This window comes from Corynebacterium sp. LaCa78, assembly GCF_046717505.1.
GTDB lineage: Bacteria > Actinomycetota > Actinomycetes > Mycobacteriales > Mycobacteriaceae > Corynebacterium.
This window is the reverse complement of sequence record NZ_CP177112.1, coordinates 1,570,922-1,585,777: the sequence shown is the minus strand read 5'-3', so window position 1 is coordinate 1,585,777 and position 14,856 is coordinate 1,570,922. Positions and strand designations below refer to the sequence as shown.

Below are 14,856 nucleotides of genomic sequence, written 5' to 3'. Positions count from 1 at the left end.
AACGGGGTGCATGCGGTAAACTCTGCGCCATGGAATTGATGATTGGGCGCGTCATTAAGTCGCACGGAATCAAGGGAGAAGTGGTGGTAGAGCCCACCACCGATGAGCCCGAGGTGCGCTTTGCGGTGGGAGAAAAACTGCAGGGCAGGCAGGGCCGCAAGGAGCACGAATTGACCATCTCTGCGGTGCGCAGCCACAAGGGGCGGCTTTTGGTGACGTGCAAGGAAATTGCTGATCGCACCCAAGCGGATAGTCTGCGCGGTACCCAATTTTTCGCCGCCCCATTAGAAGATGACGACGAGGGCTTTTATGATTATGAGCTCGAAGGCTTGCGCGTTATCCGCGACGGGGAAGACATCGGTGCTGTAGCTTCCGTCGTGCACGGGCCTAGCCAAGACCTCTTAGAGGTTGAGCTGTCTAAGGGTAGCTCCGCCTTGGTGCCCTTTGTCCATGCCATAGTCCCAGAGGTCGATGTGGAAGCCGGCACCTGCACCATCGAACCCCCGGAAGGGCTGTTGGACCTATGAGGCTCGATGTAGTGACCATCTTCCCGGAATATCTGCAGCCGCTGCGCCACGCTCTTTTAGGAAAAGCCATCGAGCAGGGCCGCCTTGAGGTGGGCGTGCACGATCTGCGGCAGTGGGCCACGGATGCGCATAAATCGGTCGATGACTCGCCCTTTGGCGGCGGCCCAGGAATGGTCATGAAGCCGGAGGTTTGGGGCCCTGCGCTTGACGATGTCGCACTTGGGACCACCGCTCCCACCCTCGAGTCCTCGTTGCCGCACCTAAACCGTCCGCGCCACGATGAACTAGAAGGCGTCGAAGCCCAGGCATATGGCGCTGAGGCGGCACAAGGCGAGCGAGAAAGCGGCAGCGAAGATGAAGGCCTCCCGCTGCTCTTGGTGCCCACCCCGGCTGGGGCGCCTTTTACCCAGGCGGATGCCCGGGCATGGTCTACCGAGGAGCATATTGTTTTTGCCTGTGGGCGTTACGAGGGCATCGACCAGCGCGTGGTTGAAGATGCAAAGAAGCGCTACCGCGTTCGGGAGGTATCCATCGGGGACTATGTGCTCATCGGCGGGGAAGTTGCGGTACTGGTGATTGCAGAGGCCGTCGTCCGGCTTATTCCGGGGGTATTGGGCAATAAGCGCTCGCATGAGGAGGATTCTTTTTCTGATGGCCTGTTAGAGGGTCCAAGCTATACCAAGCCGCGGGAGTGGCGCGGGCTTGCGGTTCCGGAGGTTCTGACCTCTGGAAACCATGGGCTGGTGGACCGGTGGCGCAGGGAACAAGCATTGGAGCGCACGTGGCAGCGCCGCCCCGAGTTATTGGATCACGTGGAATTGAGCAAGGCGGACAAGGCATATTTAGCGCACGTGCGCGAGCGTGAATCTGAAGGAGAGGCACAGTAGTGCAGGTGAGCGTGGATCTTTCTGTGCTGATGCCCCAGGAAGTATGGGAAGCATACCAGGCAGGCATGCCACAGAAATTGCGCAGCGCAGGCTTTGTACCGGAGAGCATCTTTGCCGCCGTGGTTGCCCCGTCGCCGCCGGCAGATAGCCCGCTCGCCCAGGAATATGAACTCAGCAATGAAACCCCGGCGGAGGGGACGCCGCTGTGGCGGGTCATCGTCAATGGCGATACCGCAGCACCCCTGCCCTCCGTCGCGCCCATGGTTGCCACTTGCCTGCCGCCCACCGCCGCGTGGTTGGGGAGCACGGAAATTGGCCATACCGAATTCGCGTGGTCGGCCAAGCCGGTATGGCGCGCAGAGTCCAGCGAAGAAAATTAGGATAATGCCCTAAGAAGACTTGTATCGGTGCAGGGCAGTGATACTGTAAGTGCAGCACACACTCGCATTTTTACTTGCTCTTCAAGGATTCTCTCGCATGACTTCTCCCAACGGACATGACTTTGGCGGATACAACCAACAACCGCAGTACAATCAGTACCCCGCGTATTCTCAGCCCCAACAGAGCCGTGGCGGGAATGGAGCCATGGTTGCGGCGATCATTTTGGGAGTCGTGGCGCTTTTAGCCATCGCCGCTGCGGCGTTCTTTTTTGTGAAGGGAAATGGCGATAACTCCAGCGCCACCGCGCAGGAAAGCCAATTCCAGCAAAAGGTTGACACCACAAAGGTCGAGGACAAGGACGACGGGAAGTCGGGCAGTGAAGCTACCGTAACCAAGACCGAGCAGGCCCCCGCGCCCGCCCCGGCACAGGCGCCTGTGAGCAGCGGCAATGGGCATTCATGGGGCGATTACACGAGCTATTATGCTGCCTCGAGCAAAACGTCAGATCCGTTTGCCAAAAACGTCTATGACACCTTCATGAATAACTGGATGTCCGGTGGCGGAACGGATGCCACCTTGAGCGTCTATTCGCCGACTACCGGCGGTACCTACACGATGTACTGCTCGGGTAATTCCTCGCGGGTGAGCTGCTCCGGCGGCGATAGGGCCAAGGTAGTCATCCACTAAAACCGAGCACGTCCGTTCCTCTTCTTCCTGCGTTTAGCGTGCGGGAGGGAGAGGATTTTTGTGTGCCCCGCGGCGGCAGACCGGGGCAGTGGACAAGGCATGCGGTAAATTGGGTGGGTCCCATGCCAAGCTGTGAAATAGAAGTGTGAGGAATCTACGTGAATATTGCGGCCACCATCGCGGCGGAGATCGGCGCTCAAGAAACCCAGGTTTCGACGGCGCTGAAGCTCCTGGCGGAGGGAAATACCGTGCCTTTCATTGCGCGCTACCGCAAGGAGGTCACGGGTGGTTTGGATGATGCGCAATTGCGCACCATCGAAGAGCGGGCCACCTACCTGCGCGAGCTAGAAGAGCGCAAAGAGACGATCCTTGCCGCCATCGAGGAGCAGGGCAAGCTTAGCGATGACCTGCGTAGCCAAATCCTTGCCTGCGATACCAAGGCGCGGCTCGAAGATTTGTATCTGCCGTATAAAAAGCGCCGCAAGACAAAGGCTGATATCGCCCGCGACGCCGGCTTGGAAGACTTGACCGACAAGCTGATCGCGCAGCCGGCGGCCCAGCCCGAGGAATTAGCGCAGAGCTATCTCACGGAAGGTTTTCCCGATACCAAGAAGGCGCTCGAGGGGGCGCGCTCCATCCTCATCGATCGCTTCGCACTCGATGCGGACTTGGTGGGAGGCGTGCGCGAGCGCATGTTTGACCAGGGTGCCATGCAAGCGCAGGTGGTAGAGGGAAAGGAAGCCGAGGGGGCGAAGTTCAAGGATTACTTCGACTTCAACGAGCCCTTTTCTTCGCTGCCCTCTCACCGCATCCTGGCGCTACTGCGCGGGGAGAACGAGGGCGTGCTCCAGCTGCACCTGGACGCCGGTGATGACGCCGACTACGAGGACCTCATTGCGGATCGCTTCGATCTGGATCGCAGCTCCGCGTGGCTGGATAATGCCGTGCACTGGGGATGGCGCACCAAATTGTATGTTTCCTCCAGCCTGGATGTGCGCATGCGCTTGAAAGAAGTGGCAGAAGAAGGCGCGCTCAAGGTCTTTGCCACGAACCTGCGCGACGTGCTGCTCGCCGCCCCCGCGGGCCAGCGCGCGACCATCGGCCTCGATCCGGGCTACCGCAACGGCACCAAGTGCGCCGTGGTGGATAAAACGGGCAAGGTGCTCGATACGACCATCGTTTATCCCCACCAGCCCCAAAACCAGTGGTCGCAGGCGGTGCAGGTCCTGTCCACGCTGTGCGCACGGCACTCGGTCGACCTCATGGCCATCGGCAATGGCACTGCCTCCAGGGAAACGGAAAAGCTTGCGCACGAGATTGCTGACCTGCTCAAGCAGGCTGGCAGCCAGCGTCCGACGCCCGTCGTTGTCTCCGAATCCGGAGCATCGGTCTACTCCGCATCGCAGCTGGCGGCGGAGGAATTTCCCGATATGGACGTCTCGCTGCGCGGGGCGGTCTCCATCGCCCGGCGCCTCCAGGATCCGCTGGCAGAGCTAGTGAAAATCGATCCGAAGGCCATCGGTGTGGGCCAGTATCAGCACGATGTGAACCAGACGTCGCTGGCGCGGACGCTGGACGGCGTGGTGGAAAGCGCCGTCAATGGCGTTGGCGTTGACCTCAATACAGCCTCGGCGCCGCTCTTGGAGCGCGTGGCGGGCGTAAACCCCACCATCGCCGCCAATATCGTGGCCTACCGCAATGACAATGGCTCTTTTGCCACCCGCAAGGAACTGAAGAAGGTGCCGCGCCTGGGACCGAAGGCCTTTGAACAGTCCGCCGGCTTCCTGCGCATTAATAGGGGAGCGGACCCGCTCGATGCGTCCGCGGTTCACCCCGAGGCCTATCCCATCGTGACGCGGATCGCGGAGCAGACGGGGCTGGGCATCGGCGAGCTCATTGGCAATGCCCGGGTGCTGGACAAGCTGGATCCCGCCGATTTCGCAGACGAGACCTTCGGCATCCCAACCGTGAGCGATATCATCGCCGAGCTGGATAAACCCGGCCGCGATCCGCGCCCTGAGTTTAAGACCGCCACCTTTAAAGAAGGCGTGCATAAGGTCTCTGACCTCACCCCAGGCATGGTGTTGGAGGGCACGGTCTCCAACGTGGCGGCTTTTGGCGCGTTTGTGGATGTCGGCGTGCATCAGGACGGCCTCGTCCATGTCTCTGCGATGAGCCATCAATTTGTCTCCGATCCGCACGAGGTCGTGCGCTCCGGCCAGGTGGTCAAAGTCAAGGTGATGGAGGTTGACGTCGATCGCCAGCGCATCGGCCTAACGCTGCGGCTGGATGATGAGCCAGGCCAGCCCGCGCCGAAGCGCCGCGGCGGTGACTCACAGCGCGGATCTGGCAAGCGTGGCGGTCAAAAGCCTTCGCGCGCAGCGGGGAAGAAGGGCGGACGCAACTCCGACCGCGGTGGCTCCCGCGGGCGCCCGGCAGCCAAGGGGACCATGGCGGATGCCCTGAAGAAGGCAGGCTTCTAGCTACCGACATCGGCCCCATCAGCCGCGCGGTGGAGGGCCGCTGCCTGCTGCGGTGGTGGGGGCGGGGCATTCGTCCCGCCAACCGCGCACGCGCAGAAGAAATTTTCCCGCGACATCGCAGCCGATGCGGCCTCTCCCGTTCAATAATGGTAAGTTTGGCAAAACTAAGTAAATGGCGTCCTGCTTCTCCCCGCTTTAGCGAGGCACTCCTGGGTGGATGAGACAACGGGGCGTCGAACTACTGCCATAAGGAGACAACTATGAGTCGTGCGGCCGATAGCGGTCACGGTGCCGAGGACACCGCAGCGATGCCTTCGATAAGCGGCGAGGGGAACAAGGGTCGGGGAGTGCTGGGCTGGCACCGCCTTCTGGATTGGCGCCCGCGCAGCGCTTTGTCGCGGGTGCTTATCGTATTCTTCCTCGTTGCGCCCATCATCGTGGCCGGAACCATGATGTGGGCCATGTGGGATCCATCCAAGTACATGCGCAATATTGACCTCGCAGTGGTCAATGAAGACGCGGGCGTGGACAAGCAGGGCAAGCACACCAACTATGGCGACCAGGTGGTCGAGGGCTTGCTAGAGACTGACTACCTCAAATTCTCTGAGGTCAACAAGGACGACGGCGAAGAGGGCTTGGTCAAGGGCAAGTACTTGATGGTCGTGACGATTCCGAAGAACTTTTCCGAGCAGGCCGTGACCATCATCAGCGATAAGCCCGAAAAACCGGAGATCAACTTCGCTACGAATGACTATTACGGCACGAATGGCTCGGTGATTTCCTCCAGCCTCATTCCGCAGGTGCAAACGAGCGTGGAAAACGCCATTTCCAAAAAGTACGCCGACCAGGTTATTGAGGGACTTACTAAGTTGAGCGACGGCCTGGGCAATGCCGCGGACGGCGCGGGGCGCCTTGATGAGGGCGCTGGAAAGCTGCAAGAGGGCGGCGGGCGCGCGGTTGAGGGCATCAACAAGCTCGACAACGGTGCGGGCACGCTCAATAACGGCACGGCCGAGCTCCTCAACGGAACGACGCGGCTCAATGACGGCGTCGTGCGGTTGAATGATGGTGCGGGCAAGCTTAGTGATGGCGCAGCGCGCCTCGATGACGGCGCCTCCCGGCTTGCCGATGGCTCCGACAAGCTCCTTGCCGGTACCGGCCGCCTTGCCGATGGTGCAGGCCAGATCGACGCCGGGGTCAATCAGCTCACCGGCATGCTCATCCCCGTGCTGAAGCAAGCCCAAGCCGTGGTTCCTGGCCTTACCCAGCTGGTAGACATCCTGCGCGGGCTCGGCATGACCCAGCAAGCGGATCAGCTCTACTCGTTGGTATCCAGGCTCGATCCCGCCTCTAGTGGAAATATGGTGGGGCAGCTGGAGAAGCTTTCCGCAGGCACCGGGCAGCTGCACTACAACCTGTCCGACCCGCAGTCGGAATACCTCGGCGGGCTGACCTCACTGAACGGCGGTGCGCACCGCCTATCCGATGGCATCAAGGAGCTGCGCGGCGGAGTTGGCAAGCTCAGTGACGGTACCTCGCAGCTGCAGGACGGTGCGACCCGCCTGCAGGATGGCGCCTCTCGTCTCCACGATGGCACGGGCGCGCTCAAGGAGGGCACCGGCCGCCTGGCTGAAGGCGGAGCCGAGCTCAAGGGCGGCTTGGACCGCCTCCAGGAAGGCTCCGGCGAGCTATCCACGAAGCTTGCCGAAGGCGCCGCCAAGGCACCTACCATTTCCCGCCCAGAGGATTCCGCGCAAAATATCGCAGTACCCATTAACTTCACCGCATCCAATGTCCACCCCGTGCAGACGGTGGTCAACCCAGCGGACCCGACCGAAAAGAATATTACCGGCGGCGCCTCCATGCTCTTCGTGCTCGTATTTGGCTTCCTCGTCATGCTGCTCTTGGCGATGACGCTGCCGTACTACATGGCGCGCCGGGGAGCCCGCGTCACCAGCCCGGCCCGCAGCGTATTCGACGCCTTTGCCGCGCTGACCGGCCTGAACTTCGTCATACTGGCGTTTATGGCCCTGATGTCTTCCACCTTGGGGTGGCAGCCGGCAAGCTGGTCCATGATTGCGCTCGTACTCGCCGCGATTTCCGCCGTGGGTGCGGCGACCTACCAGTTCTTCCTGATTACCTTCGGGCGCAAGATCGGTTCGATCTTTGCCGCCGGCGCGTTCGCCCTGGGCGGGATGGTCTTTGGCGGGGTCTGGCCGGTCCTGGCGATTCCGCGCGCGCTCAGCCTGCTGCACCCTTTCCACCCGATGTCCTACGCCAAGGACGCGTTCACCCGCGCCACCGACGGCATTCATGATGGCACCTTCTGGAGCAGCATCATTATCCTCTTTAGCATCACGGTGGGTGCCGTGGTGGCGTCGTACTTGGTCTTCCGGGCGCGGCACCTGGGCACGGCAAAGATCCTCGATGAGCACCACTCCATCCTCCGCTCGCCCATGCCTGCCTAAGGCGTGCTGCGCGCCCGGCTCGCCCCAGGTAGGGTAGTAAATCCGCGAAGTAGAGGAATTTGGAATTGGCCGGTTCCTATGGAAAGATAATCCATCGTTCTATGTAACGGGCACGAACCGGTCAGGCCTCCGGCCGCCAGGGTCCTCTGTCCCAAACTGAAAAGGAATATTGGTATGACCAACATTATCGACAAGGTCGATGCAGCACAGCTGCGCGACGACATCCCGTCCTTCCGCCCCGGCGATACACTCGACGTCAACGTCAAGGTTATTGAGGGTAACAACGAGCGTGCACAGCTCTTCAAGGGCATCTGCATCCGCCGCCAGGGCTCCGGTATCCGCGAGACCTTCACCGTGCGTAAGGTTTCCTTCGGTATCGGCGTAGAGCGTACCTTCCCGGTTCACTCCCCGAACCTCGAGTCCATCAAGGTCTCCCGCCGCGGCCGCGTTCGCCGTGCGAAGCTGTACTACCTGCGCGATCTGCGCGGCAAGAAGGCTCGCATCAAGGAGCGTCGCTAGTTCTAACGCCCGCCCTGGGCAGCGCCTATCTCCCTTCCTTTCCTGCATACACAGTGCCGGAAAGGAAGGGAGATTTTTATTGTGCACTCCTCGAATCATTTCGATTTCCTGTGAATCGCCCCGCAGTCACGGGAGCCAATCCGGATCGCGGGCACGCAGTTGCTAGGATCTGACGGGTGAATAACGAAAGCATCTCGCAGGGCAAAGAAGCGGCCGCGGAGGAATCAACCACGGAGAAAAAACAAATGCCGTGGTGGCTGGAGACTCTCGTGGTCGTCGTCTCCGTGCTGGTGGTCGTGGGGCTATTCCAAAACTTCATCGGCCGCCAATACGTGATTCCCTCAGGATCCATGGAGCCGACGCTGCATGGCTGTGAGGGATGCACGAATGACCGCATCTTTACAGAAAAGGTCTCTTACTACGGCGATAAGGGCCCAGAGCCAGGCGATGTCGTGGTCTTTAAGGGCACCGACGACTGGAACGGGAGTTACGTCTCCCCGCGCTCATCCAATGCCGTCATTCACGGCATTCAGGATGCGCTGAGCTTTATCTCCTTGGCGCCACCAGATGAAAATACCCTGGTCAAGCGCGTTATCGCCACCGGCGGACAGACGGTGTCCTGCCAAGAGGGCGATCCCGCCGTCATGGTGGATGGCAAGCCCATCAAGCAGGACTACGTGCAGGATCCGCCGACCTACCCAGTGGATGAATCGACCGGATCGGAAGCCTGCGGTGGCCCGTATTTCGGCCCAGTGAAGGTGCCTGAGGATAATATCTGGGTCATGGGGGATAACCGCACCGCGTCTGCCGATTCGCGCTACCACATGGGCGATAACTTCCACGGCACGATCCCCGTAGATAACGTGCGCGGAAAGGTGCAGTTCGTATTCTGGCCGTTCAACCGCATTGGTGGGGTCGATGACCCAGACATCCAAAGCTAAACCACAGCAACAGCGCCTGCGCACGCGCGATTTCCTTGCGCCGGTCATAGGCGGCTTCGTGCTCCTAGTTTTATTGCAGGCATTCGTCGGCCGGATGTATGTCATCCCCTCCGCGTCGATGGAACCCACGCTGCATGGTTGTACCGGCTGCGATAATGACCGCATCGCGGTGCAGAAGATGAGCTATTACTTCCACGACCCGGACCCGGGCGATGTCGTGGTATTTGAAGGACCTGAGTCCTGGAATACGGAATTTGAGGTGCAGCGCTCCGATAACGTGCTTGTGCGCGGCGCCCAAAACGCCTTGGCGTCGGTGGGGCTTTTGCCCAATGGGGAAAATATCCTAGTCAAGCGCGTTATCGCTACCGAGGGTCAGACGGTCAAGTGCGAGGAGGGCGATTCCGCGGTGATGGTGGATGGTGCACCGATAGACCAGAGCTTCACGTTGGATCCGCCCGAGATCCCGGTCGATCCCAGCTCCGGCTCGCAGGCTTGCGGTGGCCAGTACTTTGGCCCCGTGACCGTCCCAGAAGGCAATATGTGGGTCATGGGGGATAACCGCACCAATTCCCTGGACTCTCGCGCGCACATAGGCGATCACCTGCAAGGCACCGTACCGGTGGACAACGTGCGCGGCAAGGTAGAAGCCGTGATCCTGCCCGTATCGCGCTTTGGCGGCATCGACGATCCGGATATCCAGGATGCGGCGGCTTAAACAGCAGCGCACCTTTGAAGTGGCGTTGGCCCGGGCGGGGCTCGGCCCCGTCGCCGGGGTGGATGAGGCCGGCCGCGGTGCGTGCTGCGGCCCCGTCACCGTCGCCGCCTGCATCCTGCCCGAGCGCATCGTGAGCGAATTGGATACCTTAACTGATTCCAAAAAGCTCACGCCCCGCCAGCGCGAAAAGCTCTTCCCCATCATCAAAGACAAGGCTGTAGACTGGTCTGTGGTGCATATTGGTGCGGGGGACATCGACGAGCGCGGCATCCAGCACGCCAATACCTCAGGCATGCGCCGGGCGATAGCGCGCCTGGAACAGCGCCCAGGCTATGTGCTTTCCGATGCCCTCTTTATCCCCGGCCTCACCCAACCCCACCTGCCCATCATCGGTGGGGACGCGGCGGCGCGGTGCATCGCGGCGGCGAGCGTGCTGGCCAAGGTAAGCCGAGATCGCCTCATGCGGGATCTAGACGAGCGCTTTCCAGGTTATGGATTGGCTGGGCATAAGGGCTATGGAACCAAGGCACACGAGGCCGCGATTGCCGCCTTGGGGGCGAGTCCAGAACACCGCATGAGCTACAGCAATGTGCAGCGCGCGCATGCCCACTTCACTGCGCGTGCCTAGCGAAAATTGTGGTTTCTGCGCGCTAAGCTAGGGCGAGCTATCCCATATTTTGGAGGTCCACAGTGAGTGCAGAGGAACTCGAAAACTACGAGGCAGAGGTAGAGCTGTCCCTTTACCGCGAATATCGCGATGTCGTCAGCCAGTTTTCTTATGTCGTAGAAACCGAACGACGATTCTACCTGGCCAATGCCGTAGAACTGATTCCCCATACCGCCGGGCCCGATGTGTACTACGAGGTGCGCATGTCCGATGCCTGGGTATGGGATATGTACCGTTCCGCCCGATTCGTGCGCTACGTCCGCGTCATTACCTACAAGGACGTCAATATCGAGGAACTGGATAAGCCGGATTTCATCATGCCGGACTAGGGAACTGGGCGCCTGTCAACTCGGCGCCCGCTTCATCCCGCCGCAGCTGTGGATAACTCTTCGTGATGCCGAAGTTATTCACATCCGCGGCGGTTTTCTGGTTTTCGGGCTTGCAGCCGGCCCGCATCCTGCGATGTTCTGTGCGTGCAGCACAAACAGCACGAAAGAAAAGGACGCCGCACATGCAATTTGCATCCGATAATCACCTCGCTACGAAGCACCCTCGGCACAGGCAAGAACTGGGCAAGCGGGGAGAATCATTCGCCGCGCGCTACCTCCGCGAGCGTGGCTCCGATATCATCGCCGCCAACGTCTCCTACCGAGTGGGAGAAATCGACCTTATTGCCCGCGAGCCCGATGGCACGATCGTCTTCGTAGAGGTAAAAACCCGCTCTACCGCGAGCTATGGCACAGCCGAGGCCGTGACTCCACACAAGCTTGCCCGCATGCGCAGGGCCGCCGTCCAGTGGCTAGACGGCAAGCCACTGGCCACCGTGCGCTTCGATGTCATAGCCCTCGTGGTCAAAGGCGAGGGTTTTGAACTAGAGCACTTTACGGGGGTCGACGATGGCTCTCGGTAAATGCTTAGCAGTCTCCCTGCACGGCGTGCTCGCCCGCGTCATCAACGTCGAAGCCAACGTAGGGCACGGCCTGCCCGGAATCCATGTGGTGGGGCATGCGGATACCGCGATATCTGAATCCCGCGACCGCATCAAGACCGCCGCCGCGAATTCCCGCCTGCCATGGCCGAAAACCAAGGTGATCGTGTCCATGTCGCCGGCCTCGCTCCCAAAATCAGGATCCCATTTTGACCTGCCTATGGCGCTTGCGATTCTCGCCGCCCACGTAGAACAGCACGGCGCTGACTACGCGCGTTCCGTGCAGTCACCCAGTCAGGTTCTTAAAGAAACCCTGGTGCTTGGGGAACTAGGCCTGGACGGCACGGTTAGAGCAGTACCCGGTATCATCCCAGCGCTTCTCGCTGCCCGCGAGGAGGGCATTTCTACGCTGGTCATTCCGCCAGGAAATGCTGCCGAGGCTACCCTCGTTCCCGATATGAATGTGCTGGTTGCAGCCACGCTCTTTGATGCCTTTGCGTGGGCGCTAGGAGAGCGCGACCTACCCCGCGCGGCCGAGTGCTGCTCTGACCAACTCGCACCGGCACCCACACAGGAACGGCTCGACTATTGCGATATAGCCGGCCAGCACCATGCAAAGTGGGCTGCAGAAGTCGCCGCCGCCGGTGGGCACCACCTGTTAATGATCGGCCCACCGGGCTCGGGGAAATCCATGATTGCCTCGCGATTGCCCAGCATTCTTCCGGCGCTAAGCCCAGACCAGATGGTAGAAACCACTGCCATCCACTCGCTGACGGGAACTCCCGGTGAAGTGGTGTCCCACGCACCCTTCATCGCCCCGCACTCTTCGGTTACCCGCGCGGCGCTCCTTGGTGGAGGAAGCGGCCATCCTCGCCCAGGCGCGGTGAGCTTGGCCCATAATGGGGTGCTCTTCCTCGATGAGGTCAGCGAGGTAAGCGCCCCAGTGCTCGACGGCATGCGCGCGCCTTTGGAAGAAGGCCATGTCCGCCTGGCACGCGCGCAGCAGGAGATTGACTACCCGGCGCGATTCCAACTGATTATGGCAGCCAACCCCTGTCGGTGCGCCGCCGAAGATCCCTCTAAATGTACGTGCAATCCGCATGACCGGCTTAATTATCTATCGAATCTCTCCGGGCCGTTGCGCGACCGCTTGGACATGGTGGTCACCCTCTCCGGACAGTCAGCCACCATCAATGCGGAGGGCGAAGAATCCTCTGCTGCCATTGCCGAGCGGGTCGCCGCGGCCCGCGACCGTGCCCGGGTGCGCTGGGCGGCCGACGGCATTCCCGCGCGCGTCAACGGCGCCGTGCCCTCGTCATATTTGCGCCGGCACCGCCCGGCTTCCGAGTCCGCCATGATCATGTTGTCTGCCTACCTCGCCGAGGGCGAGATTTCGCAGCGCGGCATCGACCGCGTCCTGCGCGTGTCGTGGACCTTGGCGGATTTGCACGGCAGCTCCACACCCGATCTTGCGGAAGTGGGCCAAGCCCTCGACCTTCGTTCGAGCCAGACGGTAGGGAGGATTTCGGCATGAGCGATCTTGATTTATCGACTCCACTTGCCACATGGGTATATCTCAATCGCGTGGTGGAAGGCCCGTCCGCCTCCTTGCAGGCCTTGCTGGAACATCATTCGGCCGAAGAGATTGCCCACGGGATTTATCACCGAGCCGATTGGATCGGTCCTCTTTTAGCCCGCACCGCCTCGCGGTTTGATTGGGTGCGGCAAAAAGAAGACCTCGCCGCCGCAGAGCGCGTGGGGGCGCGATTGATCACTGCCGATAGCCCCGAGTGGCCAGCCGAGGCGTTTTCTTCTGCCTTTGGCTTCTACCAGAATGGCGCGGATGCGCCGGCCACATTCGATGAGCAAGCGGTGCCGCCACATAGCTTGTGGGTACGCGGCTCAGCGCTTAAACCCGAGGTAGGGCAGGCCGTTGGAATCGTAGGCACGCGCGCCATTTCGCGCTACGGGTGGCAGGCAACCCAAAGCGTGGTCTCAGGCCTAGTGAATCATCAGTGGACTATCGTCTCCGGCGGGGCTTTGGGGGTAGATACCGTGGCGCATGAGACCGCCTTGCACAATGCGGGGCGCACTGTCGCGGTCGCCGCGTGCGGAATCGATAAGAATTATCCAGCCCGCAACGGTGGACTCTTTGATCAGATAGCCGATAATGGCTGCATCGTCTCCGAATTCGCTCCAGAGACTGCACCCAAGCGGCATCGCTTCCTCATTCGCAACCGCCTTGTTGCTGCGCTAAGCCAAGGAATCGTGGTCATGGAAGCGGCATATCGCTCGGGCGCGCTTAATACCCTCAACTGGGCAGAAGCCTTGGGGCGCGTTGCCATGGCCGTGCCGGGACCAATTACGACGAGCGGTTCGCTCGGGTGCCACCAGCGCATCCAGGATGGACGAGCCCAGTTGGTCGCCAGCGCCGACGAAGTCCGCGCCCTGGTGGGCCGCGCCGGGACGGTTGATCCGGAGGCGCAGTATGAAATGAATTTTGCGGCGTCTTTAACGCAGCGATTATCGCGGAATGAGCTGCGAGTCTTTGATGCGACCCCGCCGCCAGGAAGCCCTCCGGCTACTGCTGAAGATATTGCGCGGGACGCGGGATTCCGCCTGCCCCTCACCGTCCACTTATTGCTTGCCTTAGAGAAAATGTGTGTGATCGTGCGGGAGGGAAATAACTGGGTTCGCTTAGAGATGGGCTGAAAAGCAAGTAAACTCGTGGGGTATGAGTGATAAATGGAAGGCCGCAGTAAGTCGTGGCCCGGTCGGGCAGATGGACGAGGCTATCGAGGACTTCGCGGACTTCCAACTCCACGTCAAGGGCCGTGCGGAGGCCACGGTGCGTGGCTACCGCGCGGACTTAAAAAACCTGGCCCAAGACATCGATGCATTTGCGGACTTTAACCTCAATAACCTGCGCCAGTGGCTAGGAAACGCGGTCGCAGAAGGAAAGGCGCGCGCAACGCTGGCGCGCAGGACAGCCTCAGTTAAAGCCTTTTCTACCTGGGCGGAAAGGGAAGGCTACCTAAGCCGCGATGTTGCGGCACGATTGGTAACACCGAAGGTGGGACAGCATCTCCCGACGGTGATGGCCCCGCAACAGGCGGGCGAACTTGTGGGCAACGCCGTTTCTGTCGATGAAGCGCATTTTCAGCGCGATAGCGCGATTTTGGAGTTGCTCTATGCCACCGGAATGCGCGTGGCGGAATTGGTCCGCCTCGATATAGAAGACGTGGACTTTAAGCGGTCCACCGCACGTGTTACTGGTAAGGGAAATAAGCAACGGGTCGTGCCCTTTGGTGCCGCCGCAACCGATGCCCTGCAGCAGTGGATAGACGGCGGGCGTAAAGAAATGGCGCGGGGAGATACCCAGGCCATCTTTGTAGGCAGCAGGGGAGCGCGCATTGACCAGCGCCAGGTGCGGCGCATCGTGGACAAAGCCGCCACGGTCACCGGCACAAGTGGCCTAACCCCGCACGGGGTGCGCCACCTTGCGGCTACACATCTCTTAGAAGGCGGCGCGGACCTGCGCGTGGTCCAAGAGTTACTGGGGCACTCGTCTTTGAGTACCACGCAAATCTATACACATGTCTCCGCAAAGCGGCTAAAGCAGGTTTATTCCCAGGCCCACCCGCGGGCCTGAG

15 protein-coding genes are annotated in these 14,856 nt (G+C 60.9%); all 15 read left to right on the top strand.

Annotated features, from left to right (window positions below):
• Positions 1-29 precede the first annotated feature (29 nt).
• The 15 genes from rimM to ACLI1O_RS07565 all read left to right on the top strand — a co-directional run bounded on the left by rimM (position 30) and on the right by ACLI1O_RS07565 (position 14,855).
• Positions 30-527 carry a ribosome maturation factor RimM gene (gene rimM / locus ACLI1O_RS07635; RefSeq protein WP_239269467.1) on the top strand — a complete coding sequence of 166 codons (498 nt, stop codon included), beginning with the start codon at positions 30-32 and terminating at the stop codon, positions 525-527.
• Positions 524-1,414 (top strand): tRNA (guanosine(37)-N1)-methyltransferase TrmD, encoded by an 891-nt coding sequence (gene trmD / locus ACLI1O_RS07630; protein ID WP_239269468.1) that lies wholly within the window; start codon positions 524-526, stop codon positions 1,412-1,414. The genes rimM and trmD overlap by 4 nt, the downstream gene beginning before the upstream one ends.
• Positions 1,415-1,419: 5 nt before the next feature.
• Positions 1,420-1,794: a hypothetical protein gene (locus tag ACLI1O_RS07625; protein ID WP_239269469.1), complete on the top strand. Its 375-nt coding sequence runs from the start codon at positions 1,420-1,422 to the stop codon at positions 1,792-1,794.
• A gap of 97 nt (positions 1,795-1,891) precedes the next feature.
• Entirely contained in the window at positions 1,892-2,482 is a 591-nt protein-coding gene (locus ACLI1O_RS07620) for a hypothetical protein (RefSeq protein ID WP_239269470.1), read from the top strand.
• Between the two features lie 158 nt (positions 2,483-2,640).
• On the top strand, positions 2,641-4,965 hold the full coding sequence (locus ACLI1O_RS07615) for a Tex family protein (protein WP_239275473.1): 2,325 nt from the start codon (positions 2,641-2,643) through the stop codon (positions 4,963-4,965).
• A gap of 260 nt (positions 4,966-5,225) precedes the next feature.
• Positions 5,226-7,433, top strand: a complete 2,208-nt coding sequence (locus tag ACLI1O_RS07610; RefSeq protein WP_239275475.1) for a YhgE/Pip family protein — start codon at positions 5,226-5,228, stop codon at positions 7,431-7,433.
• Between the two features lie 174 nt (positions 7,434-7,607).
• Positions 7,608-7,952 (top strand): 50S ribosomal protein L19, encoded by a 345-nt coding sequence (rplS, locus tag ACLI1O_RS07605; protein ID WP_005278655.1) that lies wholly within the window; start codon positions 7,608-7,610, stop codon positions 7,950-7,952.
• A gap of 245 nt (positions 7,953-8,197) precedes the next feature.
• Positions 8,198-8,893 (top strand): signal peptidase I, encoded by a 696-nt coding sequence (lepB, locus tag ACLI1O_RS07600; protein ID WP_239269541.1) that lies wholly within the window; start codon positions 8,198-8,200, stop codon positions 8,891-8,893.
• Complete coding sequence (gene lepB / locus ACLI1O_RS07595; protein ID WP_239269473.1) at positions 8,871-9,608, top strand: signal peptidase I; 738 nt, start codon at positions 8,871-8,873, stop codon at positions 9,606-9,608. The genes lepB (ACLI1O_RS07600) and lepB (ACLI1O_RS07595) overlap by 23 nt, the downstream gene beginning before the upstream one ends.
• Positions 9,586-10,236 (top strand): ribonuclease HII, encoded by a 651-nt coding sequence (locus ACLI1O_RS07590; RefSeq protein ID WP_411707043.1) that lies wholly within the window; start codon positions 9,586-9,588, stop codon positions 10,234-10,236. Before lepB (ACLI1O_RS07595) ends, ACLI1O_RS07590 begins: the two co-directional genes overlap by 23 nt.
• A gap of 62 nt (positions 10,237-10,298) precedes the next feature.
• Complete coding sequence (locus ACLI1O_RS07585; protein ID WP_005278666.1) at positions 10,299-10,604, top strand: DUF2469 domain-containing protein; 306 nt, start codon at positions 10,299-10,301, stop codon at positions 10,602-10,604.
• A 182-nt stretch (positions 10,605-10,786) separates the two neighbouring features.
• Complete coding sequence (locus ACLI1O_RS07580) at positions 10,787-11,185, top strand: YraN family protein (protein ID WP_239269474.1); 399 nt, start codon at positions 10,787-10,789, stop codon at positions 11,183-11,185.
• Positions 11,172-12,737 (top strand): YifB family Mg chelatase-like AAA ATPase, encoded by a 1,566-nt coding sequence (locus ACLI1O_RS07575; protein ID WP_239269475.1) that lies wholly within the window; start codon positions 11,172-11,174, stop codon positions 12,735-12,737. Before ACLI1O_RS07580 ends, ACLI1O_RS07575 begins: the two co-directional genes overlap by 14 nt.
• On the top strand, positions 12,734-13,915 hold the full coding sequence (dprA, locus tag ACLI1O_RS07570) for a DNA-processing protein DprA (RefSeq protein WP_239275479.1): 1,182 nt from the start codon (positions 12,734-12,736) through the stop codon (positions 13,913-13,915). The genes ACLI1O_RS07575 and dprA overlap by 4 nt, the downstream gene beginning before the upstream one ends.
• Positions 13,916-13,937: 22 nt before the next feature.
• On the top strand, positions 13,938-14,855 hold the full coding sequence (locus tag ACLI1O_RS07565; RefSeq protein WP_239269477.1) for a tyrosine recombinase XerC: 918 nt from the start codon (positions 13,938-13,940) through the stop codon (positions 14,853-14,855).
• Position 14,856 lies beyond the last annotated feature (1 nt).